This window comes from Phenylobacterium sp. (assembly GCF_030679875.1).
Classification (GTDB): Bacteria; Pseudomonadota; Alphaproteobacteria; order Caulobacterales; family Caulobacteraceae; genus Phenylobacterium.
This window is the reverse complement of sequence record NZ_JAUXSP010000002.1, coordinates 62,964-84,713: the sequence shown is the minus strand read 5'-3', so window position 1 is coordinate 84,713 and position 21,750 is coordinate 62,964. Positions and strand designations below refer to the sequence as shown.

General features: G+C 68.5%; 24 protein-coding genes and 1 tRNA gene. 12 read left to right on the top strand and 13 right to left on the bottom strand.

Annotated features, from left to right (window positions below; translation table 11 throughout):
* Window positions 1-131 precede the first annotated feature (131 nt).
* Window positions 132-2,183 (bottom strand): NAD(+) synthase, encoded by a 2,052-nt coding sequence (locus Q8K84_RS00835; RefSeq protein WP_305279646.1) that lies wholly within the window; start codon window positions 2,181-2,183, stop codon window positions 132-134.
* A 227-nt stretch (window positions 2,184-2,410) separates the two neighbouring features.
* On the opposite strand from Q8K84_RS00835, the gene Q8K84_RS00830 reads away from it, so the two are divergent.
* On the top strand, window positions 2,411-2,935 hold the full coding sequence (locus Q8K84_RS00830) for a hypothetical protein (RefSeq protein ID WP_305279644.1): 525 nt from the start codon (window positions 2,411-2,413) through the stop codon (window positions 2,933-2,935).
* Window positions 2,936-2,998: 63 nt separating this feature from the next.
* On the opposite strand, the gene Q8K84_RS00825 is transcribed toward Q8K84_RS00830, so the two are convergent.
* From Q8K84_RS00825 to hemC, 3 genes are all read right to left on the bottom strand, one after another.
* Window positions 2,999-3,074, bottom strand: a tRNA-Thr gene (locus tag Q8K84_RS00825).
* A gap of 267 nt (window positions 3,075-3,341) precedes the next feature.
* A complete protein-coding gene (locus Q8K84_RS00820) occupies window positions 3,342-4,073 on the bottom strand; it encodes a uroporphyrinogen-III synthase (protein WP_305279642.1) in 732 nt (243 codons plus the stop codon).
* 48 nt (window positions 4,074-4,121) lie between these two features.
* Entirely contained in the window at window positions 4,122-5,084 is a 963-nt protein-coding gene (gene hemC, locus Q8K84_RS00815) for a hydroxymethylbilane synthase (protein ID WP_305279640.1), read from the bottom strand.
* A 72-nt stretch (window positions 5,085-5,156) separates the two neighbouring features.
* On the opposite strand from hemC, the gene tsaD reads away from it, so the two are divergent.
* The 4 genes from tsaD to Q8K84_RS00795 are packed head-to-tail and all read left to right on the top strand — an operon-like array spanning window position 5,157 to window position 7,893.
* Window positions 5,157-6,245, top strand: coding sequence for a tRNA (adenosine(37)-N6)-threonylcarbamoyltransferase complex transferase subunit TsaD (gene tsaD, locus Q8K84_RS00810; protein ID WP_370867811.1), 1,089 nt, complete (start codon window positions 5,157-5,159; stop codon window positions 6,243-6,245).
* On the top strand, window positions 6,242-7,243 hold the full coding sequence (locus tag Q8K84_RS00805) for an NAD(P)H-dependent glycerol-3-phosphate dehydrogenase (protein ID WP_305279636.1): 1,002 nt from the start codon (window positions 6,242-6,244) through the stop codon (window positions 7,241-7,243). Before tsaD ends, Q8K84_RS00805 begins: the two co-directional genes overlap by 4 nt.
* 9 nt (window positions 7,244-7,252) lie before the next feature.
* The gene (locus tag Q8K84_RS00800; RefSeq protein ID WP_305279633.1) at window positions 7,253-7,540 is read left to right on the top strand and encodes a YciI family protein; all 288 of its coding nucleotides are present in this window, start codon (window positions 7,253-7,255) and stop codon (window positions 7,538-7,540) included.
* The gene (locus Q8K84_RS00795) at window positions 7,537-7,893 is read left to right on the top strand and encodes a Rieske (2Fe-2S) protein (protein ID WP_305279631.1); all 357 of its coding nucleotides are present in this window, start codon (window positions 7,537-7,539) and stop codon (window positions 7,891-7,893) included. Before Q8K84_RS00800 ends, Q8K84_RS00795 begins: the two co-directional genes overlap by 4 nt.
* 17 nt (window positions 7,894-7,910) lie before the next feature.
* On the opposite strand, the gene Q8K84_RS00790 is transcribed toward Q8K84_RS00795, so the two are convergent.
* Together Q8K84_RS00790 and Q8K84_RS00785 are read right to left on the bottom strand one after the other, a co-directional pair.
* Window positions 7,911-8,336 carry a YciI family protein gene (locus tag Q8K84_RS00790; RefSeq protein WP_305279630.1) on the bottom strand — a complete coding sequence of 142 codons (426 nt, stop codon included), beginning with the start codon at window positions 8,334-8,336 and terminating at the stop codon, window positions 7,911-7,913.
* 100 nt (window positions 8,337-8,436) lie between these two features.
* Window positions 8,437-9,201: an SDR family oxidoreductase gene (locus Q8K84_RS00785; protein WP_305279628.1), complete on the bottom strand. Its 765-nt coding sequence runs from the start codon at window positions 9,199-9,201 to the stop codon at window positions 8,437-8,439.
* 179 nt (window positions 9,202-9,380) lie between these two features.
* Between Q8K84_RS00785 and Q8K84_RS00780 the strand changes: the two genes are divergently transcribed.
* Complete coding sequence (locus Q8K84_RS00780) at window positions 9,381-10,097, top strand: class I SAM-dependent methyltransferase (RefSeq protein ID WP_305279626.1); 717 nt, start codon at window positions 9,381-9,383, stop codon at window positions 10,095-10,097.
* Window positions 10,098-10,265: 168 nt separating this feature from the next.
* Window positions 10,266-11,453: a cell wall hydrolase gene (locus Q8K84_RS00775; RefSeq protein ID WP_305279624.1), complete on the top strand. Its 1,188-nt coding sequence runs from the start codon at window positions 10,266-10,268 to the stop codon at window positions 11,451-11,453.
* 22 nt (window positions 11,454-11,475) lie between these two features.
* On the opposite strand, the gene Q8K84_RS00770 is transcribed toward Q8K84_RS00775, so the two are convergent.
* From Q8K84_RS00770 to Q8K84_RS00760, 3 genes are all read right to left on the bottom strand, one after another.
* Window positions 11,476-12,225 (bottom strand): creatininase family protein, encoded by a 750-nt coding sequence (locus Q8K84_RS00770; protein WP_305279622.1) that lies wholly within the window; start codon window positions 12,223-12,225, stop codon window positions 11,476-11,478.
* 78 nt (window positions 12,226-12,303) lie between these two features.
* On the bottom strand, window positions 12,304-13,080 hold the full coding sequence (locus Q8K84_RS00765) for a molybdopterin-binding protein (protein WP_305279619.1): 777 nt from the start codon (window positions 13,078-13,080) through the stop codon (window positions 12,304-12,306).
* Window positions 13,077-13,883 carry a cytochrome b/b6 domain-containing protein gene (locus Q8K84_RS00760; RefSeq protein ID WP_305279616.1) on the bottom strand — a complete coding sequence of 269 codons (807 nt, stop codon included), beginning with the start codon at window positions 13,881-13,883 and terminating at the stop codon, window positions 13,077-13,079. The genes Q8K84_RS00765 and Q8K84_RS00760 overlap by 4 nt, the downstream gene beginning before the upstream one ends.
* A gap of 125 nt (window positions 13,884-14,008) precedes the next feature.
* Here Q8K84_RS00760 and Q8K84_RS00755 point away from each other — a divergent pair, with 125 nt between their 5' ends.
* Both Q8K84_RS00755 and Q8K84_RS00750 read left to right on the top strand, forming a co-directional pair.
* Window positions 14,009-14,173 (top strand): hypothetical protein, encoded by a 165-nt coding sequence (locus tag Q8K84_RS00755; protein ID WP_305279613.1) that lies wholly within the window; start codon window positions 14,009-14,011, stop codon window positions 14,171-14,173.
* Window positions 14,174-14,262: 89 nt separating this feature from the next.
* Window positions 14,263-15,198 (top strand): thioesterase family protein, encoded by a 936-nt coding sequence (locus Q8K84_RS00750; RefSeq protein ID WP_305279611.1) that lies wholly within the window; start codon window positions 14,263-14,265, stop codon window positions 15,196-15,198.
* Between the two features lie 53 nt (window positions 15,199-15,251).
* Here Q8K84_RS00750 and Q8K84_RS00745 read toward each other — a convergent pair whose 3' ends face one another.
* On the bottom strand, window positions 15,252-16,124 hold the full coding sequence (locus tag Q8K84_RS00745) for an alpha/beta fold hydrolase (RefSeq protein ID WP_305280019.1): 873 nt from the start codon (window positions 16,122-16,124) through the stop codon (window positions 15,252-15,254).
* An 88-nt stretch (window positions 16,125-16,212) separates the two neighbouring features.
* Here Q8K84_RS00745 and Q8K84_RS00740 point away from each other — a divergent pair, with 88 nt between their 5' ends.
* Entirely contained in the window at window positions 16,213-16,644 is a 432-nt protein-coding gene (locus Q8K84_RS00740) for a DUF488 family protein (protein WP_305279609.1), read from the top strand.
* 74 nt (window positions 16,645-16,718) lie between these two features.
* Complete coding sequence (locus Q8K84_RS00735; RefSeq protein WP_305279606.1) at window positions 16,719-17,618, top strand: crotonase/enoyl-CoA hydratase family protein; 900 nt, start codon at window positions 16,719-16,721, stop codon at window positions 17,616-17,618.
* A gap of 12 nt (window positions 17,619-17,630) precedes the next feature.
* Here the strand turns inward: Q8K84_RS00735 and Q8K84_RS00730 are convergent, their stop codons facing one another.
* The 3 genes from Q8K84_RS00730 to Q8K84_RS00720 all read right to left on the bottom strand — a co-directional run bounded on the left by Q8K84_RS00730 (window position 17,631) and on the right by Q8K84_RS00720 (window position 20,761).
* Entirely contained in the window at window positions 17,631-18,827 is a 1,197-nt protein-coding gene (locus Q8K84_RS00730) for a pentapeptide repeat-containing protein (RefSeq protein ID WP_305279603.1), read from the bottom strand.
* Window positions 18,828-18,904: 77 nt separating this feature from the next.
* Entirely contained in the window at window positions 18,905-19,594 is a 690-nt protein-coding gene (locus Q8K84_RS00725; RefSeq protein WP_305279600.1) for a CHAP domain-containing protein, read from the bottom strand.
* Window positions 19,595-19,663: 69 nt separating this feature from the next.
* A complete protein-coding gene (locus Q8K84_RS00720) occupies window positions 19,664-20,761 on the bottom strand; it encodes an acyltransferase (protein WP_305279597.1) in 1,098 nt (365 codons plus the stop codon).
* 142 nt (window positions 20,762-20,903) lie between these two features.
* Between Q8K84_RS00720 and Q8K84_RS00715 the strand changes: the two genes are divergently transcribed.
* Window positions 20,904-21,737: a TerC family protein gene (locus Q8K84_RS00715; protein WP_305279594.1), complete on the top strand. Its 834-nt coding sequence runs from the start codon at window positions 20,904-20,906 to the stop codon at window positions 21,735-21,737.
* Window positions 21,738-21,750 lie beyond the last annotated feature (13 nt).

Here is a 21,750-nt window from a genome sequence, read left to right as displayed (position 1 = left end):
GATCTTCGTCTCCGGCCCTTTTTCATGGCTGCGACCTTGCGGCCTTAGCTCTCGCCGGCGGCGAAAGGTCGCTGAGCCCCGACAGGTCCGTCCAGGGCGGAGACATCGCCGGATCGTGAAACGATCGGCCGTCAGGGATGCGGAAGCCCGGCCTTCAGTTCAGCCAGCCACACCCGGGCATTGCCGTCGGAAGGCGCGCGCCAGTCCCCCCGGGGCGAGAGATTGCCCCCAGACACCACCTTGGGTCCATTGGGCATGGCCGAGCGCTTGAACTGGCTGAAGCCGAAGAACCGCTGCAGGAACACCTCAAGCCAGCGACCGACCGTCTCCAGGTCATAGGTGTGGCGGGCCTCCGGCGGGAAGTGGGGCGGCCACGCCCCGGTCGCCGCATCGCGCCAGGCATGCCAGGCCAGAAAGGCGACCTTGGAGGGCCGCAGCCCGAAGCGGGTGATGTAGTAGAGATGAAAGTCCTGCAGCTCGTAGGGACCGACAATGGCCTGGGTCGACTGAATGGCCCCCTCGGCGTCAGCCGGGACCAGCTCCGGCGAGATCTCGGTGTCGAGGACCGACAGCAGGATCTCGTTGGTCTTCGCCTCGAACTGACCGTGGGCCACGACCCAGCGGATCAGGTGCTGGATCAGCGTCTTGGCCACCGAGCCGTTCACATTGTAGTGGCTCATCTGGTCGCCGACCCCATAGGTGCACCAGCCCAGCGCCAGCTCCGACAGGTCCCCCGTCCCCAGAACCATGCCGCCGCGCTGGTTGGCCGCGCGGAACAGGTAGTCGGTGCGCAGGCCGGCCTGGACGTTTTCAAACGTCACATCATAGACGGGCTCTCCACCGGCGAAGGGATGACCCAGGTCGGCCAGCATCTGGCGCGCCGCTGGACGGATGTCGATCTCCTCGGCGCTGGCGCCGATCGCGCGCATCAGCGCCCAGGCGTTGGACTTGGTGGCGTCTGAGGTCGCAAAACCCGGCAGGGTGAAGGCCAGGATATTGGCCCGGGGCAGGCCCAGCTGATCACAGGCCTTGGCCGCCACGATCAGGGCATGGGTGGAATCGAGGCCGCCGGAGACGCCAATGACGATCTTCTCGGTGCGGCTGGCCTTCAGCCGTTGGGCCAGGCCCTCGACCTGGATATTGAAGGCCTCATAGCAGTCCTGGTCCAGCCGGGTCGGATCGTCGGGCACGAAGGGGAAGCGGTCGAGGCGGCGCATGAGGCCACGGTCGGCGAAGTCCGGCTGGTGGGCGAAGCCGATGCGGCGGAAGTCGTATTCCGGATGTCCTTCGCTGATCGCCGCATCGTTGAAGGTCGGGGTCCGCATCCGCTCCAGTCGCAGGCGCTCCACGTCCACATCGGCGAGCGTCAGGCCGCCATCGGTGGGAAAACGCGGGCTCTGAGCCAGCAGCGCGCCCAACTCATAGATGTCGCCCTGACCATCCCAGGCGAGGTCGGTGGTGCTCTCGCCGGGTCCTGCGGCGGAATAGAGATAGGCCCCCTGGCAGCGGACCGACTGGGAGGCGCACAGCATGGCCCGGTCCTGGGCCTTGCCCACCACGACGTTGGAAGCCGACAGATTGGCCAGGATCAGGGCGCCGGCCAGGGCGCCGCGGGTGGAGGGGGGCGTCGGCGCCCAGAAGTCCTCGCAGACCTCAAGGTGGAAGACGAAATCCCCCAGATCCTCGGCGGCGAACACCAGGTCGACGCCGAATGGGATGGTCTGGCCGGCCAGCCGCACCTCCAGATCGGTCAGCCCAGCGCCGGGCGCAAACCAGCGTTTCTCGTAATATTCTCGGTAGTTGGGCAGGAAGGACTTGGGAACGACCCCCAGGATGCGCCCCCGCGAAATGGCCAGGGCGCAGTTGTAGAGCCGTCCATTGCGCCGCACTGGCGCGCCGATGGCCAGCACCGGGCTCAGGCTCTTGCTCGCCTTGCAGATCTCGGCCACGGCGGTCTCGACGGCGTCCAGCAGGGCGTCCTGCAGGTGCAGGTCGTCGATGGCATAGGCTGAGACACAGAGCTCGGGGAAGACGATCAGGTCCGCGCCCTGTTCGTGCCCCCGCCGCGCCAGCTCCAGGATCGCCTGGGCGTTGGCGGCCGGATCGCCCACCGACACCCTGGGCGTGGCCACGCCACAGCGGACAAACCCCTGGGCCTGACTGGAATAGAACCGATGCGCCATGCCGTTCCTCGAACCCTTAGCTGACCCTGATTGCCATAGATGGGGTCGCGGGGCGAGGTCGCCCAAGCCTGACGGACCGCAAGTCGCTCCAGGCCTCGCAGGATCGCACCTGCGGAGGATACCCAAGATTATGGCGCCCCGGCTCGTACTGGCGGGTCATCGACGCCATATGCGCGAGGGGTGTCGTTCGAACACGCTTCGAAGCGCGCCCCAGGAGATAATCCACCTTGGATCAGACCAGCCAGCCCGCGAGCGCCGCAGCCGCCGTTCTTCATGACCTCGCCCTGCAACGCTACGCCATGCGCCTCGGGGCGGACTATTTCATCCATCTGGCCGGCGCTCTGAGTGAGATGTTCGATGGCAACCTGCTCACCGGCCTCGTCTTTCTGACCATCGCCCAGGGCTCAGTCCAGCACCTGAACCGGCCGGCCCAGTTCAACGCCATGGCTGTGGACGGGGTGTTTCCCGACGAGTTGCGCCGCCCGGTCAGCGTCCTGGGGATTTCCCAGTTCCTCGGTCTTCCCTATGAGACCGCGCGGCGTCACACGGGCCGGCTGGAGAAGATGGGATACTGCCAGAAGGTTGGTGGGAAGGGCGTGGTCATCCCCGCCGAAATCCTCCGCGGACCCGAGGTTCAGGCCCTGGTGCGGGCCAATTACGGCCATTTGCGCACCCTTCTGCAGGGCCTGCGCCGCGGCGGCGAGGCCATGCTGCCCCCCCAGGACCCTCGCTGGACGCGACCTGGAGAATAGGCGCCGCGCCCCGCTATGCGGGCGTGCGGCGTGACTCGGCGCCGAGGACGGGAGAAAGGATAGTGGTGCCGCCTAGGTGACTCGAACACCTGACCTACGCATTACGAATGCGTCGCTCTACCGGCTGAGCTAAGGCGGCCCGTGGTGACATGGCCGCGCCAGGGGCGAGGCTTGACGTCCGGGCCGGCTATTTAGCGGCTCTTGGCCCGCTCGCCAAGCGCCAGAGTGTGAGCGGGGGGTCAAGGGACCGGGAAGAAGACGGGTCCCAGCCTGGCCACGGCCAGGCCTGCGGCGATGCAGGCGATCGCAAAGGCGATCAACAACCAGAATCTGAGGCCCAGCAGCGGGCCACGGGGTGGATCAGGGGGCTCGTCCTCCGGCGGGCCCCCGGCCGGCGGCGGGGCGGTCAAGGGGCCGCCGCCGCAGCGGGCGCCGAGGTGCGGTCAATCAGGTTCAGCAGGGCCGATTCCAGGGGCACCGGTGCGAAGGTCCGGGGACCTATGCGGGCCCGGGCCAGGGGCCTGGCGACGGCCTTGGACAGGCACAGGGCCCGCAGGTCCGGCGCCTCCCGTCCCCGCATCAGGAGGGCCAGCTGACGGGCGGCCTTGGGCGAGTAGATCAGGGCCGCCTCAGCGCTCAGGGCCCGCTCAAGGGCCGCCGGCGGGGGGGCCACGGGCACGGTCTCATAGATGGGCAGGGTGCGGGCGGTGACACCCACCCGCGCCAGGGCGCCGGCCAGGTCCCCGGCCGGCTCGGTGGCGGCCGGGTGGAGGACCGGCCCGCGGAACTCCTCGGCCCGGCTGGCGATCCCGGCGGCGAGGGCGGCGACGTCGCCGTCAGCCGAAAGCACCTGGCGGAACCCCGCCGCCCGGGCGGCCTGGGCGCAGGCGGCGCCGACGGCGAAGACCGGCAGGGCGCGGACCTGGGTGAGCCCCGCAAAGACCCGCACCCCATTGGCGCTGGTGAAGGCCAGGGCGCCGACGCCTTGCAGGTCGGGGGCGGCCTCGGTGATCGGCCGTACCTCCAGCAGGGGCAGGACCAGGGGTATGTGGCCGAGCGCGCGCAGACGGATTGCGGTGGCGGCGGCGCCGGGCTCGGCGCGGGTGATCCAGATCAGGCGCCGGGGGGAAGCGGTCATGGGGTAAGCAAAGCTTGAGCGGCCGCGCCGATGCAACCCCGCACCGGCCTATTCCGGCAGGATGATGGCGTCGCCGGCCTCGTCCCGGAGCTCGGCGCCCAGCTTCAGGCCAAGCTCCCGGGCCGCGACCACGGCGTCGACAGCCCGGGTCAGGTCCAGCCCCTCTTCGCGGCGAAAGCGCAGGCGGCCGTCGGGAGACAGGGCCTCGACGATCAGGAAGAGCTGGCCGTTATTCAGGGTCGCATAGGCGCCGATGGGCGTGCGGCAGGAACTTTCCAGGGCCGCCATGGCGCCCCGTTCGGCGGCTACGGTGGTCGTCGTGTCAAGGTCGCGCAGGGCCGCCAGCCACGGCTGGCCCTGGTCGGCCTCTCGCGTCTCGATGGCCAGGGCCCCTTGCCCGGGCGCAGGGGGGCGCTCGACCGGATCGATAAAGCTCTTGGCCGCCCCGTCCAGGCCCAGTCGCTTCAGACCCGACAGGGCGAGGATGATGGCGTCGTATTCGCCGGCCTCCAGCCTGGCCATGCGGGTGCCGACATTGCCCCGAAGGAGCTGGACGTCCAGGTCGGGACGGGCGTGCAGGCTCTGGGCCTGGCGGCGCAGGCTGGCGGTGCCGAGCTTGGCGCCCTGGGGCAGGTCTTCCAGGGTGCGCGCCTCGCGGCTGAGGAAGGCGTCCCGGGGATCTTCCCGCTCCGGGATGGCGGCGATGACCAGGCCCGGCGGCAGGACGGCGGGCATGTCCTTCATGGAATGGACCGCGCAGTCGATGCGCCCGTCCAGCATCGCCTCCTCGATCTCCTTGGTGAACAGCGCCTTGCCGCCCACCTCCAGCAGACGCCGGTCCTGGATCTGGTCGCCGGAGGTGCGGATGATCACCAGGGGGGCCACGCGCTCGGCGTCTTCCGGCGCGGCGCCCAGGGCCACGGCGATGCGACGCTGCATCTGGCCAGCCTGAGCCAGAGAGAGCTGGGACCCTCGAGCCCCGATGCGGACGACGGGCGGTTGCGAAGTCACGGTGGGCGGTCTACCTGCGATGCGATGACTGACAGCCCGCTGCTACAGGACAGGCGCCTTGGCCGCAACCAGATGACCGGGCTTACGGTCCTGGGTCTGGAGACCAGCTGCGACGAAACCGCCGCCGCGGTCGTGCGCCGGAGCGCTGGCGGACATGTGGAAGTCCTAGCCTCGGTGGTCGCCAGCCAGATCGCCCAGCACGCCCCCTATGGCGGGGTGGTGCCGGAAATCGCCGCCCGCTCGCATGTGGAGGCCATCGACACCATCGCCGCCCAGGCCATGGACGAGGCGGGCCTTTCCTATGCCGAGCTGGACGGCGTGGCGGCCACCGCCGGCCCTGGCCTGGTGGGCGGGGTGATGGTCGGGCTGGCCTTTGGCAAGGCCGTGGCCCTGGCGAGATCTCTGCCCCTGGTGGCGGTCAACCATCTGGAGGGCCATGCAGTGTCGGCGAGGCTCGGCGCAGACGTCGCCTATCCCTTCCTGCTGTTGCTGGTCTCCGGCGGACATTGCCAACTTCTTGAGGTCGGCGGCGTCGGCGCCTGCCGCCGCCTGGGCACCACCATGGACGACGCGGCCGGCGAGGCCTTTGACAAGATCGCCAAGACGCTGGGTCTGCCCTATCCCGGCGGACCGGCCCTGGAGAAACTCGCCATCGGCGGCGATCCTGACCGCTACGCCCTGCCGCGGGCCAGGCTGGGCCACAAGGACTGCGACTTTTCCTTCTCGGGCCTCAAGACCGCCGCGGCCCGGATCGCCGAGGGCCTGACCACGGAGGCTGAGCGCCGGGACCTGGCCGCCGCCGTCCAGGCCGCCATCGCCCGCCAGCTGCGCGAGCGCACCGCACGCGCCATGGATCTCTATGCGCAGGATCACGGGGGCGAGGCCCTGCGCTTCGTGGTGGCCGGCGGCGTGGCCGCCAACAGCGCCGTGCGCGCCGTCCTCGAAGAGGCCGCCGAGGCCCACGGATTCAGCTTCACGGCCCCGCCCCTCGCCTACTGCACCGACAATGCGGCGATGATCGCCCTGGCCGGCGCAGAGCGGCTGGCGCTCGGGATCAGCGACCCGCTGGACGCCCCCGCCCGGCCCCGCTGGCCCCTCGACGCCGCCGCCGCCGCCGCCAATCCCAGCCACCTCGCCGGCCGAAAGGGCGCCAAGTCATGAGCCAGCCGATGAAACGCGCCGGGGTCATCGGCGCCGGCGCCTGGGGCACGGCGCTGGCCCAGGTCTGCGTCCGCGCCGGTCTTGAAACCACCCTGTGGGCCCGCGAGCCCGAGGTGGTCGCCGCCATCGCCCAGACTGGCGAGAACAACCTGTTCCTGCCCGGCGTCCCCCTGGACAAGGGGCTCGTCTGCACTGGCGACCTGGCCGATCTGGCGGGCAGCGACCTGATCCTGATGGTGGCGCCGGCCCAGCACCTGCGGGCGGCCCTCAGAGCCTTCGCCCCCCACGCCCGGCCAGGCCTGCCTATCGTGCTTTGCGCCAAGGGGGTGGAGCAGGGCTCGCTGAAGCTGATGACGCAGGTCCTGGCTGAAACCTTGCCCCATGCCGCGCCCGCCGTCCTGTCAGGGCCCAGCTTCGCCGGCGAGGTGGCCCGAGGCCTGCCTACCGCCGTCACCCTCGCCTGCCCAGACGAGGCCCTGGGCCGGGCCCTGGCCGAGGCCATCGCCCTGCCCGCCTTCCGTCCCTACTACGCCCCGGACATGATCGGCGCCGAGGTCGGGGGCGCGATCAAGAACGTCCTGGCCATCGCCTGCGGCATCGTCGAGGGTCGGGGCCTGGGACGCAGCGCGCACGCCGCCCTGATCACCCGCGGCTTCGCCGAGATGACCCGCGTGGCCGTGGCCCTCGGCGGCGAGCCCGAAACCGTGGCCGGGCTCTGCGGCCTGGGCGACCTGGTGCTCACCTGTTCCAGCCCGCAGTCGCGCAATATGAGCGTCGGCCTGGCGCTGGGGGGCGGCCAGACCCTGGAGGCGGCCCTGGCCGGCAAGCTCTCGGTGGCCGAAGGGGTGGCGTCCGCGCCCGCCGTGCGCCAACTGGCGGCCAAGCTCGCCGTGGAGACGCCAATCTGCGAAGCCGTCGCCGCCATCCTGGCCGGCGAGGTCGAGGTCGATCTCGCTATCGCAAAGCTGCTTTCCCGTCCCCTCAAGGACGAACGCTAAGGACCTGGAATGACCATTTTCGTGCTGATGTGTTTTGACAAGAAGAACGCCCTTGCCGAGCGCATGGCCGTGCGCGAGGCCCACCTGGCCTATATCGGCGAGCATCTGGACCGCGTGAAACTGGCCGGTCCCCTGCTGGACGAGGCCGGCGAGATGGCCGGATCGCTGATCCTCTATGAGGCCGAGACCCTGGCCGAGGTTCAGGCCTTCAGCCAGGCCGATCCCTACCGAAGCGCCGGCGTCTTCGAGCGGGTGGAGATCTCGGCCATGAAGATCACCCGCGGGGCCCTGGCTTGAGCGGCAACCCCGCCCGTCCGCCAGCCGGAACCGATCTCTGCGCCGTCGTCGACATCATCGAGCCCGGGGCCAAGAGTTTCCGCTTTCGGGCGGAGGCGGCCATGTTCGCCGGCGTCGTGGTCCGCATCGGCGAGGAGCTCCGGGGCTATGTGGATTCCTGCCCCCACGCCGGCTGGCCGCTCTCGGCCCTGGACGACCGCTACCTGACAAGAGACGCCCGCCACATCCTCTGCGCGGGCCACGGCGCCCTGTTCACCCCCCTGACCGGCGAATGCGTCGTCGGCCCCTGTTTCGGCGAACGCCTCACCCCCTGGCCGGTCGAGGTCCGCGAGGGGCGGGTGGTGACGGCCTAGGCCGCTTTCGCCGGGGCCTACCCCTGACCCGCCAGCTTGTCGGCCACCCGGCCGTGCACGGCTTCAGCTTCCGGGGTCATGATCTCGTCGAAGTCTGACATCTCGTAGAAGGGGCGAATCTCGATCTCGCTGGGGCCGGGCATGGGATTGGGGCAGCGCTTCACCCAGGCCACCGCCTCGTCCATGTCCTTGACCTCCCAGACCCAGTAGCCGGCCACCACCTCCTTGGTCTCGGCGAAGGGGCCGTCGATGACGGTGCGACCTTCGCCGTCGAAGGCGACCCGCTTGCCCTGGGCGGTGGGCTTGAGGCCATCGCCGCCCTTCATGATCCCGGCTTCCACCAACAGCTCATTGTAGCGGCCCATGGCCTCCAGCAACTCGCTGCCGGGCATGACCCCAGCCTCGCTGTCGGCCGTCGCCTTGACGAACACCATCACCCGCATCGCCGTTTTCCTCCTGCTCATCCGAAACAAATTGATGGGAATTGTTCAAAGGACGCCGGTCGCGGCGGCAAGCCGACATCGGACGCGAGGAAATTCCGCCTCAGACCTTGGTCATGGAGGCTCCGCCATCAACAAAGAAGGCCGAACCGGTGACAAAGCTGGCCTCGCTGGTGGCCAGGAACAGGGCCGCAGCGGCGATTTCCTCCGGCTGGGCGATGCGCTTTAGAGCGTGCAGGCTCTCTACCAGCTTAACGGCCTCGGGTGTCGGAGCCACCGAGCGGCCCAGAGGGGTGTCGACTCCGCCCGAGAGCAAGGCATTGGCCCGGATGCCCTGCGGCCCATACTCCGCAGCGATCACGCGCGCGAGGCCCACCAACCCCGCCTTGGCCGCCGCATAGGCGCCCAGTCCCGGAAAAGCGCTGGCGTGACCGACGAAGCTTGACGTGAAGATCAGAGAGCCCCCGCCAGAGGTAAGCATTGCTGGGATCTGCCGGCGGGCGCCCAGGAAGGCGCTGGTCAGGTTGACGTCCAGCACCCGCCGCCAATCGGCCGTATCCATATCCGCCAGCGGCCCGACCGGCCCCGTGGCGCCGGCGTTGTTGAAGGCCACATCCAATCTGCCGAATGTTTCGAGCGCCCGGTCCACGAGGGCGTTGGTGACCGACTCCTGGCTTACATCGCCAAGTACGACCTCAGCGGCCACGCCCCGTGTGGCCAGGGTCGCCGCCAGAGCCTCAAGCGCAGGCGCGCTCCGCGCGTTCAAAACCAGTCGTGCGCCTTCGGCGCCAAAGGCCAGGGCCGCAGCCCGTCCGATACCCGAGCTTGCGCCCGTGATGATCGCCACCTTGCCCTCTAGTCGCGCCATACTCTGTCTCCATTGATTGAATGGCTGGGTCCAATGGGGGAGGCATAGGCGCAGAGGAGACTTGGGTCTGGCGCTTCCCGGACCGGCAACATGGCGCCACGATGGGCCCGCCAGACATGCGACCCTTCCTTAACGGCTTGGCGGCTATGCCATCAGAAGACCTTCGATGGAGCTTCGTCTTGGCTGATCCGATCCGCGCGCTCGCAACCCTGAACGGCCGCTTTGCGCCCCAGTTCGCCCAGACCATGCTCGGCAAGCCTCGGTCCAGCGGCGATGCGGCGGCCTTCGCCGGCCACTGTCAGACCATGGGGTTTGAGTTCACCACCGAGTGGGCCGACAACAACATCCCCTATGTGGCGCCCTTGCTGCGGGACTTCGCCGCCTCCCGGGGCCAGATCCGCTATCTGGAGATCGGCGCCTATGAGGGCCGCAATCTGGCCTTCATGGACTGGCTGCTGCCGGCCAAGCTGGATGTCACGGTCATCGATCCCTGGTTCGACGAGGCCCTGAACCCCGAAGAAAAGTACCACGCCGTCGAGCCGCGGTTTCACCGCAACATGGCCAAGCTCGGCTTCACCGGCCTGACGACCCACAAGGGATTCTCCACCTACGAACTGCCCAAGATGCTGGAGCGCGGCGAGCGGTATGACCTGATCTATGTAGACGGCAGTCACACAGCCTGGGCGGTGATGGTGGACCTGGCCTATTGCGCGGCCCTGCTGGAAGTGGGCGGCATGATGGTGCTCGACGACTACTGGCACGACGAGAGCGAAATCGGCGGGCCGGGCGTCAAGCAGGCTGTCGATCGCTTCCACGGAATCTTCCGGCAATATTTCGAGATCAGCGCGGTCTATCGACAGGTCGCCCTGACCAAGATCACCGAAATCCCCCGCTAGGTTACAGGCGCCGCCACGGCGCCTGTTTTGCCAGCTTGAGGCGCCTGCATCGATGCGCGCGCCTAGACTGGGTCATTTCTGGAAAACGTCGTTCCGAATCCGCTGGAAATCGGACGCCGCCAGGCCTATGGAAGCGGTGACGGGGGTGGGCGCGTCAGGGAGCTGAGCGTGCTGAAGTTTCGTCGACTTTTCGACACCGAACATCGTTATCACCATCTGGCGGGGCTGCAGGTCTTCCTGGTCGCTCTGCTGGCGGGCGGACTGGCTGTCGCCGCCCCCTATATGGGCGGCGAGCGGACTGAGCTGCGGCTGGCCCGGCTGACCGGCGGCCAGATTGACGCCGCGGCCCTGGAGCGCCTGTCAGGCGCCATGGATCCGGCCATGCTGAGCTTGGCCGACCGCTTCGCGCCGCACGAGATTACGCCGGCCTTCGCCCGGGTCGACCGCGAGACGGGTGTGATGAACGCCCTGGATGGCGGGGCGCCGGAGCCGGCGATCCTGCGCCTGCAGGACATGGACGAGGCCCAGGCCCGCCTTTGGAACGCCTCCAACCCCACCTCGACCCTGCCCAATCCCGCAGCGAGACCCTTCCGCATTTCCGGCGGGTCCCTGCATCAGGCCCGCGCCCTCGATTGCCTGGCCGCCGCCATCTATTACGAAGCCCGCTATGAGAGCCTGGACGGCCAGCGGGCCGTGGCCCAGGTGGTGCTGAACCGGGTCCGCCATCCGGCCTATCCCAACTCCGTCTGCGGCGTCGTCTTCCAAGGCTCCAACCGGACCACCGGTTGCCAGTTCAGCTTCACCTGCGATGGGGCGCTCGGCCGCCCGCCGGAGGCCCAGGGCTGGACCCGGACGCGGCAGATCGCCGAGGCGGCTCTGTCGGGCTATGTGATGAAGACCGTGGGCAACGCCACCCACTATCACGCCAACTACGTGGCCCCGTACTGGAGCCCGAGCCTGATGAAGGTCTCCACGGTCGGCGCTCACATCTTCTACCGCTGGATGGGGGGCTGGGGCCTGCCCGGCGCCTTTGGCGGGGCCTATGGGGGCGATGAGTCGGTGGGCTTCCAGGTCGCCGCCTTGAACCGCCTCTCTGGCCCGGGTCTGGTGGAACTGGTCACCCTGGCCGACGAGATGGAAACCATCGCCCCTACCGGGGTCGGCGCTTCGGGCGAGTCCTCCTCGGACATTCAGGTGATCGAGGTCGCCTCGGTGGAGCATGAAATCATCGCCCAGCCCGACGCCGTGATCGCCCAGGCTCAGGGCCTGGTGGCGGCCGAGGACCTGGACTGGGTCGGCCGGGTCAAGCCCCGGGCGCCGCCCAGGCTCGCCATTCCGTCCAGCAGCAGCTTCTAGGCCTGAACCCGCCGTCGCCGGCCTAGACCGGCGCGGTCTCGGCGGAAAAGGCGGCCACGTCCTCCAGCAGGCCGTCAGCAGCCATGCGCACCAGTTCGCCGCCCTTTTCCGGGGTGGCCTGGGCGGGGTCTGACCCCATGCGACCGTCGGGGTAACGGGCGCGGAAATCCGTCGCCTCGCGGATCGGCCCTGTGGGCGCGATCTTTGGCGAATAGTCGGCGGTCTTGATGGCGTCGGGATAGGCCCACTGGGTGACCGCAATCTCCGACGGGGTCGCATGGCTGCCGTGACCCACCGGGAACTGGCTGTTGGCGAGCCCCATGACGCCCTTCAGCTCCCACCAGTTCTTCAGTTTGCAGGCAAAGCCCCGCGGCCGCCCGGCGAAGCTCGCCTCGGCATAGAGCTCGGAAAAGGCCGCCTCGATGGTGGCGACATTCCCCCCGTGGCCGTTGAGGAAGTAAATCTTCTCAAACCCGTGGGCCGACAGCGACCGGCACCAGTCGCCAATGGCCGCAATGAAGGTCGAGGGCCGAAGCGAGATCGTGCCGGGGAAGCCCAGATGGTGCTGGGCCATGCCGATGTTGAAGGTGGGTCCCACCAGGATGTCCCCGCTCTTCTGCGCCTCGTGGGCGATAATCTCCGGGCACAGCCAGTCGGTGCCCAACAGGCCGGTCGGCCCATGTTGTTCATTGGAGCCGATGGGGATCACCACCGTCTTGGAACGGTTCAGAAAGCCCTCGACCTCGGACCAGGTGGACAGGTGCAGCAGCATGGGACGATCTCCGGCGCAATCTGGGGCAGGCCTCCGACATAGGCCTTCGGGGGAGACGAGGTAAGCCCCGCCGCCGCCTCAGATGCCGGCGTACCACTCATAGCCGCGGTCCTCCCAGAAGCCCCCCTGGCCGCCGGCGATATGGGCGAAGCTCTCCACCGCCTCGATGCGCATCACATATTTGGCGTGCTTGTAGCCCAGCTGACGCTCGACCCGCAGGCGCAGGGGCGCCCCGTGCTTCACCGGCAGGACCTGGCCATTCATCTCGTAGGCCAGGATGGTCTGCTCATGGAAAGCGTCGACCAAGTCGATGCTCTCATAATAGAGGCCCCGGTCGCCCTTGGCGAAGGTGTCCAGCCGGTCGGCGCAGTGGAAGACGATGAAGCGGGCCTGGGGCTGCAGGCCCGCCGCCTCCAGCAGGGCCGACAGCCGCGCTCCCGTCCATTGGCCAATGCTGCTCCAACCCTCGACGCAGTCGTGCCGGGTGATCTGGGTCCGGGCGGGTCGGGCGCGCAGGTCGTCCAGGCTGAGCGAGAGGGGGCGGTCCACCAGCCCCCCGATCTGCAACCGCCAGTCGGCGAACTGGCCCGCGGCCAGGTCTCGATAGGCGACGCCCGCGGGCCGCAGACTGCCATTGGCGCGAAAGTCCGGGGAAATATCGGCCGGCGCGAACTCCCGGGCCAGGGCCGTGGGCGACAGGATCAGGCGCTGGGCGGCCTTTGTCAGGCCCTCGGCCTCAGCCAGGGTCGCGCGGATACTCGGATTGCGGGTGATCTGGTCGCAGCCGGCCAGGGTCAGACCCAGGAGCGCCGAGCCGGCGCCGGCCAGCAGGCCCCGCCGAGGGATCGAGGTCATCGGGTCTCTCCTCGGACGTGCGGCGCTTCGCCGCCGGTGATCATGGCCCGCAGCTGCCGAAGCGGCCCTGAGACGAGCACCATGGCCACATGGATCAGGACGAAGGCGACCAGCGACAGGGCGCTGAGAAAGTGGATGGTCCTGGCCGACTGCCGACCGCCGAACAGCTCAAAGGTCCAGGGCCAGGCGGCGTTGACGCCGGGCGACATGCCAAGACCGCTCAGCACCATCAGGGGCAGGAGTACGAAGACCACCGTCAGATAGGCGAGCTTCTGCAGGGCGTTGTAGCGGCCGTGATGAAAGCGCAGGCGGGCGTGATCCTTGATCTCCGCCCAGAGGCTGCGCGGTCTGAGTTCTGCGCTGTGGGGAAAGAGATTGCGGCTGAAATGTCGGCTCACAAGACCCCAGGCGAGATAGGCCAGACCATTGATGACAAAAAGCCAGGCGAAGAAGAAGTGCCAGCGACGCCCCTCGGCCAGGGAGCGGTAGCTGGGCAGGGTGGCCCAGGCCGGAAACCCCCTGCGCTCGCCGTTGGACAGGCCCAGCAGCCCGGTGGTCTCAACCTTCAGGGCGCCCACCTGGGTATATCCCGCCAGGCCATCTCCCCGGGGCTCGGCGGTCATGGCCACCCAGGGTTTGGCGAAGGTCGAGGCCTGACCCCAGTAGAGGGCCGGATGGGCGTTGAATATCTGCAGGCCGCTGGCCAGCAGCACCAGCAGGACAAGGGCGTTGATCCAGTGGGTCAGCCGAACCAGGAGGCTGTGCCGAGGGCGAGGCCGTGGCCGGGTGTTCAGGTCGTCCAAAGAGCCGCCTCCGTCGCCATCCTCCGAACCTTACGCCCGATTGCGCCCGACTGTTACAGCGGCGCCGTCGGAACGCCCCGCGGCCGTTGGGCGCTCTCCTGATGCGATCAGAAAGGGAGACCGCGATGAACGATCAAGACGCCAAACGCCACACCCCTGTCCAGAACCCGCCCCCAGAGGCCCCCGTGCAAAGCCAGGAGGAACAGGTCGAGCGCACCGGCCGCGCGCCGGAGGTCACCGGTCAGACCGAGGAGCTTCCCAAGGACACGGGCGAGCGCGACAAGCCCTGAGCGCCAGGGTCGTTGGCGCAGGCGGCGGGCGCCCCTAAGGTCGCCGCGCACGACGCCCGGCGCCTGGGCGGTCTTGAGCGGGGGGCCTGATGGTCTGGGACGGCGGAACTGAAATCTGGGTGGGCGGGGTCAATACCTGGGAGTGCGATGAGATGGGTCATCTCAACGTGCGCCATTGGGTGGCCAAGTCCATGGAGGCCCTGGCTGGCCTGGCCGCCGAGCTGGGCATGCCTGACGCCTTTTCCGGCCTGGCGCCATCGACCCTGCTGGTGCGCGAGCAGCACATCCGATTTCTGCGGGAAGCCAAGCCCGGCGCGGCCCTGACGGCCCGAGGCGGGGTGGTGGCCATCGGCGAGGACGAGGCCCGCCTGCTGATCGTCATCCTGCACCCCGACGGCACGCCCGCCGCCACCTTCCAGACCGTGGTGCGCCACGCGACCGCTGACGCCGGCCGGGTGTTTCCGTGGTCTCGGCGGATTCTCGCTGCCGCCGAGCGGTTGCAGGTCGACGTCCCCGACTTCGCCGCCCCTCGCTCCATCACCCTCGACCCCGTCGGGGCGAGCGCCGCCAGCCTGGAGGCGGCCAAGGCCATGGACCTCACACGGATCGGCCTGGGGGTCATCGGCGCGGCCGACTGCGACGCCTTTGGCCGCATGCGCACCGAGATCGTCATGGGCAAGATTTCCGACGGCATACTGCACCTGCTCGGCGCCAACCGCGGCCTCGGCGAGGGTCCAGGCTCAGGGACGCCGCGGATCGGCGGCGCGGCCCTGGAATACCGTCTCGTCCATTTCGCCTGGCCAAAGGCGGGCGACCGGTTCGAACTGCGCTCCGCCACCGCCCATGTGGAGGAGCGGTTCCGTCGCCTGCGCCACTGGATGGTCGACCCCCATACGGGCCGCCCCTGGGCCAGCGCCGAGAATGTCGCCGTGGGCTTTGATCTTGACGCCCGAAAGGTGGTGCGGCTCTCGCCTGAGGCGGTCGAGGCCCTGCGTCCCACCACCAGGCCCGAGATGGCCCTCTAGGGTTTGAGCGTGTTTCACCCGCAAAACCGGGTTCAACCTCTACGGAACGTGCTCTAGCCCGCCACAGCCTGGGCCAGGGCCTCGCGCACCAGGTCCGGACGCTCCATGGGCAGGAAGTGGCTGGTCCCCGGCACGGTCTCGATCCGGTAGCGGCCGGTGGCGCTCAGCGCCGCCATGTGGTCGTCGATCCGGCAGGTGGAGCCGTGCTCGGCCCGCAGGATCCGCACCGGACAGGGACAGACCAGCGCTGCGGCCCAGGCCTGGTCGTCATAGACCGCGAAATTGGACGCCTCCCAGGCCGGCGCACAGGCCAGCTCCACCGCCCCGTCCGTGGTGTCATGAAAGCCCGCGGCCACATAGTCTTCCAACTGCGCCAGCGACCAGGTCCTGAAGGCGCCGCGCCCCTGATAGGCCGCCACGGCCGCGGCGCGGTTCTCGAAGCGCGCCCGGCGGCGCAGGGCGCCCTGGACCATGGGGGACTGGGCGATATCGCCGGGCGCCACATCCCCCCGCTCGGGCATCAGGACGGGGTCAAACAGCACCAGATTCGAGATCAGGTCCGGCGCCTGGGCCGCGGCCATCAGGCTGGTGGTCGCCCCCATGGAATGGCCGGCCACCGTCACAGGCCCCTGCACCACATGGGGCAACAGGGCCAGGAGGTCATCGCGATAGGCCCCCCAGCCCTGGCGGTTCTCCAACTCGGTGGGCAGGTCGGTGGCGCCGTGGCCCCGCAGGTCGATGGCCAGGATCCGCAACTCAGGCGCCAGCGGCTCCAGGATCGTCCGATAGGTCGCGGCGTTGAAGCCGTTGGCGTGACAGAAGACGAGGTCGAAATCCCGCTCAACCGGGCCAAACTCCAGGGCCGCCATCTCGCCCCCCCGGCCCGGCAGGGGAAAGCGGCGGGCGCGCGGCGCCGGTACGGCCATTCCATCCACGGGCGGATCCTTTTCTTCGAGCGACAGGTTTCGGCCTCCATATATCCCGTCTGATCCATGACCCAAGGAGAGGTTCGCCATGGCCATCGCCACCATCGGCTATGAGGGCAAGACCCAGGCCCAGATGATCGACCAGCTGAAGGCCGCCGGCGTCGATCTGGTGGTTGATGTGCGCGCCGTCGCCGCCTCGCGGCGGCCGGGCTTCTCCAAGACGATCCTGGGGGCCAGCCTGGATGAGGCCGGCATCGGCTATGAGCATCTGCGCGGCCTGGGCACGCCGAAGGCTGGCCGGGATGCGGCGCGGGCCGGGCGCACCGATGAGATGCGCGCCATCTTCGAGGCCCATCTGGCCGAGCCCCAGGCCCAGGTCGAGCTGGCCAGGGCTCAGGACCTGGCAGGCCGAAAGAAGATCGCCCTGCTCTGTTTCGAGGCCCGCGCCTGCGACTGCCACCGGGCCGTGGTGGCCGCGCGGCTCTGCGAGGCGCTGGGGGCGACCGTCGAAGATCTCTGAGAGGCCTTGGCTTTCCCTTGCGTCAGGGGGCGATGATGGGAAAACCCCTGAAGAAAACATCCCCAGGAACAGCCATGACCGCCGCCAACTCCAAGACCGCATCTTCGTCCGCCATCCCGGCGCTGGGACCCTGGACCTGCTTCGATGTCGAGATCGAGGGCGGCGTCGCGCACATCAAGCTCAAGCGGCCCGAAGCCTTCAACAGCATGATCCGGGATTTCTGGAACGAGCTGCCGGTGATCGTGCGGGACATCAACGACAATGTCCGGGCCCGCTGCATCGTCATTTCGTCGACCGGCAAGCATTTCTCAGCCGGCATGGACCTGGCTGTGTTCGGCGGCGGCGGGACCTCGGCCGCCGACGGCGGGGCCGCCCCTGACCGCTTCATCGCCGCCGAGGGTCAGCGTCACCATATCCGCTGGCTGCAGGACTGCTTCAGCTGCCTGGACGAGGCGCGCATGCCGGTCCTGGTCGCCATCCAGGGCGGCTGTATCGGCGGGGCGATGGACATGACCAGCGCCTGCGACATCCGCTACGCCACCGAGGACGCCTTCTTCTGCGTGCAGGAGATCAATATCGGCATGACCGCCGATGTCGGCACCTTCCCGCGCCTGTGCAAGCTGATCCCCGAGGGCTGGGTGCGCGAGCTGGCCTATACCGGACGCCGCCTGTCGGCCCAGCGGGCCAGGGAGATCGGCCTGGTCAATGAGGTCTTCCCGACCCACGAGGCCCTGCTCGACCACGTCATGGCCACAGCCCGGGAGATCGCCGAGAAGTCGCCCCTGGCCGTGACCGGCTCAAAGGTGATGATCAACTATGCCCGCGACCACACCATCGCCGATGGCCTGGACTATATCGCCGTCTGGCAGACCGGCATGTTCGCGGGCTCGCACATGGGCGAGGCCTTCAAGGCCAAGGCCGAAAAGCGGCCGGCGGACTTCCCCGACCTGCGCCCCCTGCGCCACGAGATGTAGGTGGGCTGACCGCTAGAGGATCAGTTCGGCGCCCCGCAGATCGGCCCCGGTCAGCTTGGCGCCGGATAGGTCGGCCTCGAGAAAGCGGGCCCGGCGGGCCTGGGCGCCGCTCAGATCGGCATAGCGCAGGATCGCCCGGTTGAGATCGGTGCGCAGCAGGCGGCCTTCGCCGATCGACAGGGGTCCAAGCTTGGCGTCGCGCAAATCGGCGCGGATAAGGTTCGCGCCGGTCAGCCGGGCCCCGCGAAGATCCGCGCCCCGCAGGTCGGCCTTGCGCAGATCACAGTCCGACAGGTCCGCGCCCTGCAACTGGGCCCCGCTCAGATCCATGCCGAAGAAGATAGCCCCAGGCGCAGACAGGCCGCTCAGCCTGCGGTTTCGCAAGTGGCGGAGGGAGCGGAAATCAGCGCTTCCGAGCCGGGCGGCCGTCCCGAGGGCCCCCTGGCTGTCACAATAGGCCTCGTGGTCGGCGACGATGTCATGCAGAGGCATGTCGTCCACATAGAAGACCGTGGCCGGCGCCTTCAGGAGGTCGCTGAGATCGGCGCCGTCGAGGCCTGCGGCGGCGAGATTGGCCCCGGCCACCACCGCCCCCCGCAGAGAGGCGCCGCTGAGATCGGCGCCATCCAGCTGAGCTCCAGACAGGTCGGCGCCGTCCAGGCGCGCATTGACCAGCCGCGCGCCGACCAGGATCGCCCCGGACATGCTGGCGTCACGGCAATCGACGGCGGTCATGATCGCACTGAGATCAGCGCCCTCGACGACGGCGTATTCGAGGTTCCCAGCCCGGGTCTCAGGGGTCAGCACCCGGAAGCCAGCGGCCCGGGTCTGCATGGCGATGCACCCTTCGCGCAGGTCGCAGCCGGAGAGATCGGCGCCGGACAGATTGGCGCCGCGCAGGCTCGCTCCGCGCAGGTCGGCCTGTGGCAGGCGTGCGCCCCTCAGGTCGGCGTCTCGCAGATCGGCGCCGAACAGGTTGGCGCGGCTGAGGTCAGCCCCGGCCAGAATCGCGCCGGACAGGCGGGCCCCCGTGAGGTCGGCCTCGGCCAGCAGGGCGCCTTCCAGGTCCCAGTCGGCGAGATCGGCCCGCACCAGATCGGCGCGGCGCCCCCCGGCCAGACCCTGAACATAGCGGGCGTGGGCCGCGAGGGCCGCCCGCAGATAGGGCAAGGTCTGGGGTCGCAGGTGGGAAGGAGCGGGGCTTGCCATGAACGACCTTATGATGAGGCCGACAGGGTGGTCCCCAGCCGTTTAAGGAAGGGTTGTTCCGAGCGTCGCGGTTGCGACTATTCCTGGCCTTCGCCCGCCGAGGCGCCGCCCTGACCGGCCGCCTGGAGCAAGGCCGCGATCCGGTCGGTGGCGTCGGCGGCCTGGCTGAGCATCTGCAGCGGACCAGAGCCAGGACGAACAGCCGCGACCATCTGATTGGCCGCCGACTGGGCCACGGTCACCGCCGTATTCTGCGCGGTAGTGAAGCCGGTCTTGGTGAGGGTCGAGGCGGTGGCGTCCTGATAGATGAAGCCATGCACAGGATAGGTCGTCGAGCCGAGATCGCCGATGGAGTCGTACCAGACCTTGACCTGGCTCCAGTCGCCCTTGGCGGAGACATCGATCACCGTGACGTCACGCTCGATCTGGCCGCGTGTTCCGTTGATCCTCGACCAGTTGGCGTGGCTGATCTGGATGACCCGATCGGTCAGCACCTGGCTGACCACAGCCACATGGCCCAGGCGCATGGCGCCCGTGGGCTTGAAACAGAGGACCGCCCCGGCCTGAGGGGTGTTGCCGGTGTCGTACTTGCCGGAGGCTTGCTTCCACCAGGTCCAGGCGTCGCCGAAGATCTGCACGCCCGAGATCATCCGGGCGAACGGAACGCACTGCCAATAGGTGTCCGCAATGGCGGAGCTGGCAGGCGCAAGAGCCATAACAGCCGCGGCCGTCATGGAACCAAGGACCAAGCGTGCCCGTTTCATCATGTTGGATGCAACTCCCCGACGCGAACTGGTGTTAGGCATAGTTTCTCACGCCGGGGATGAAAAGAGGGTTTATGCGCCTGCGACCTTTGGCGCCCGCCCTTTCCACAGCCCCGCCCACAGCTTCATGCGCTCGCGGGATGGTTTCTCGATCAGATGATATGAGAGCGCCGCCAGTGGAACCACGCCCACGAGCAGCACCAACCACAGGGCCAGGGGCAGCTGCCCCCCCTCAAGCTTGAGCAGACTGGCAGCCCCGTTGACGAATACAATCTTCCACGGCACGCAGATCATATAGATCGAATAGCTGATCTCACCGAGATAGATCAGCGCCGGGGCGCAAAGGGCCTGGGACCCGCCCTGGGCCAGACGGGCGAGGTAGAAGATCAGACCAGCCGCCCCCAGGACGATAATCGTATCAGAGAGTCCAAGGGCGGCCGCGCACAGGGCGACGGCGCCTGAAATTGCGGCGCCGAGCCAGGACTGACTCCGACCGCCGCCGGCCCGCTCCCGCCAGAGACTGTGCAGGGCGCAGCCCAGGGCGAAGCACGGCACGATGCGCAGGGCGCCCCAGCGGATCGTGGCCAGGGTCAGGGGATGGCCCGCCAGCGCCTCGAACCCGGCATAGAGGACCGCCATGAAGACGGCGGCCAGCACCACCGCGACCAGCGGCCTCGCCTTCAGCGCCAGGGCGGCCCAGGCGAACAGGGGAAAGGTCAGATAGGCGAACCACTCCGCCGAGATCGACCAGGATGGATGGTTCCAGCCGGCGACCGGGGCCAGGCCCCAGGCCTGCACCAGCAACAGGTTGGCCGGCAGGGACTCCCAGGACAGAATATTGGGGTCGACGGCGAAGCCGGCCGCCGTGGCGCCCGCCGCCAGCACCCCCATGCCGATCAGGGTCGCCAGGTGCAGCGGATAGATCCGCGCCAGACGGGCCCAGAGGAAGCTCCCATAGGTGAAGCCGCCGGTCTCAACCTGGGTGCGATAGACATGGCACAGGATGAAGCCCGACAGGACGAAGAACAGCTCCACGCCCAGATAGCCCTTGGCGACCAACAGCGGCGTGGTCGCCGTCGCCAGGGCCGGCCAGTAGTGGAACAGCACCACCCAGAAGGCGGCGAAGAACCTCAGTGAGGTGAGCGGATTGATATGCTGGGCGTCGGTCATGGGCGGAACTCGGCACGGAGGTCAGGCGCAGGCGGCGGACTTTCTCGTCGCATTGTGGCGCCAGAAGCCTGACCATCGCGTTAGCGCTCCCACGCGCCCCTGGATCGTCTAAGCCATGGGGTATTCCCCTGGAGAATCACCAATGGACACGCTTCTCGTCCTCGTCACCGACCCGGTCGCCTGGGCCGCCCTCATCGCGCTGATCGTGATGGAGGTGGTCCTTGGCATCGACAACCTCGTCTTCATTTCGATCCTCTCCAACAAACTGCCGCCGGAGCAACGCAGCCGCGCCCGCAAGATCGGCATCGCCCTGGCGCTGATCATGCGCCTTGGCCTGCTCTCGACCCTGGCCTTCCTGGTCGGCCTCACCCAGACGGTGTTCAGCATTCCCCTCGAGGGCCCGCCGGACCCGGTGCATGGCATGCCGATGTTCGAGATGGACTTCTCCTGGCGCGACATCATCCTGATCATCGGCGGCCTGTTCCTGGTCTGGAAGGCGACCACCGAGATCCACGAAAAGGTCGATCCAGAGCCCACCCACGGGGTGCTCGACGTCAAGGGCGCCGCGGCGGCCAACTTCTCCTCGGTGATCGTGCAGATCCTGCTGCTGGACCTGGTCTTCTCCATCGACTCGATCCTCACCGCCGTGGGGATGACCGATCACCTGCCGATCATGGTGATCGCCGTCGTCTTCGCGGTGGGCGTCATGCTGCTGGCCGCTGATCCCCTTGCGGAATTCATCGACTCCAATCCGACCGTGGTCATGCTGGCCCTGGGCTTCCTGCTGATGATCGGCGCCACCCTGATCGCCGACGGCTTCGGCTTCCACGTGCCCAAGGGCTACATCTACGCCGCCATGGCCTTCTCTGGCCTGGTGGAAGGGCTCAACATCTTCGCCCGGCGGGCCGGCCGTCGAAAGGCGGTGGGAGGGCCGCCTTTGGAGCATGCATCCCCGACGGGTTCTGATAACGTCTGACCATTAACACCGC

What these genes read in the sequence shown, in the direction of transcription:
- Q8K84_RS00835 (WP_305279646.1), bottom strand. Translation starts at nt 2,183, where the DNA reads ATGGCGCATCGGTTCTATTCCAGTCAGGCCCAGGGGTTTGTCCGCTGT.
- Q8K84_RS00820 (WP_305279642.1), bottom strand. Translation starts at nt 4,073, where the DNA reads ATGACCGCTTCCCCCCGGCGCCTGATCTGGATCACCCGCGCCGAGCCC.
- tsaD (WP_370867811.1), top strand. Translation starts at nt 5,157, where the DNA reads ATGACCGGGCTTACGGTCCTGGGTCTGGAGACCAGCTGCGACGAAACC.
- Q8K84_RS00805 (WP_305279636.1), top strand. Translation starts at nt 6,242, where the DNA reads ATGAGCCAGCCGATGAAACGCGCCGGGGTCATCGGCGCCGGCGCCTGG.
- Q8K84_RS00800 (WP_305279633.1), top strand. Translation starts at nt 7,253, where the DNA reads ATGACCATTTTCGTGCTGATGTGTTTTGACAAGAAGAACGCCCTTGCC.
- Q8K84_RS00790 (WP_305279630.1), bottom strand. Translation starts at nt 8,336, where the DNA reads ATGCGGGTGATGGTGTTCGTCAAGGCGACGGCCGACAGCGAGGCTGGG.
- Q8K84_RS00785 (WP_305279628.1), bottom strand. Translation starts at nt 9,201, where the DNA reads ATGGCGCGACTAGAGGGCAAGGTGGCGATCATCACGGGCGCAAGCTCG.
- Q8K84_RS00770 (WP_305279622.1), bottom strand. Translation starts at nt 12,225, where the DNA reads ATGCTGCTGCACCTGTCCACCTGGTCCGAGGTCGAGGGCTTTCTGAAC.
- Q8K84_RS00765 (WP_305279619.1), bottom strand. Translation starts at nt 13,080, where the DNA reads ATGACCTCGATCCCTCGGCGGGGCCTGCTGGCCGGCGCCGGCTCGGCG.
- Q8K84_RS00755 (WP_305279613.1), top strand. Translation starts at nt 14,009, where the DNA reads ATGAACGATCAAGACGCCAAACGCCACACCCCTGTCCAGAACCCGCCC.
- Q8K84_RS00750 (WP_305279611.1), top strand. Translation starts at nt 14,263, where the DNA reads ATGGTCTGGGACGGCGGAACTGAAATCTGGGTGGGCGGGGTCAATACC.
- Q8K84_RS00745 (WP_305280019.1), bottom strand. Translation starts at nt 16,124, where the DNA reads ATGGCCGTACCGGCGCCGCGCGCCCGCCGCTTTCCCCTGCCGGGCCGG.
- Q8K84_RS00740 (WP_305279609.1), top strand. Translation starts at nt 16,213, where the DNA reads ATGGCCATCGCCACCATCGGCTATGAGGGCAAGACCCAGGCCCAGATG.
- Q8K84_RS00735 (WP_305279606.1), top strand. Translation starts at nt 16,719, where the DNA reads ATGACCGCCGCCAACTCCAAGACCGCATCTTCGTCCGCCATCCCGGCG.
- Q8K84_RS00730 (WP_305279603.1), bottom strand. Translation starts at nt 18,827, where the DNA reads ATGGCAAGCCCCGCTCCTTCCCACCTGCGACCCCAGACCTTGCCCTAT.
- Q8K84_RS00725 (WP_305279600.1), bottom strand. Translation starts at nt 19,594, where the DNA reads ATGATGAAACGGGCACGCTTGGTCCTTGGTTCCATGACGGCCGCGGCT.
- Q8K84_RS00720 (WP_305279597.1), bottom strand. Translation starts at nt 20,761, where the DNA reads ATGACCGACGCCCAGCATATCAATCCGCTCACCTCACTGAGGTTCTTC.
- Q8K84_RS00715 (WP_305279594.1), top strand. Translation starts at nt 20,904, where the DNA reads ATGGACACGCTTCTCGTCCTCGTCACCGACCCGGTCGCCTGGGCCGCC.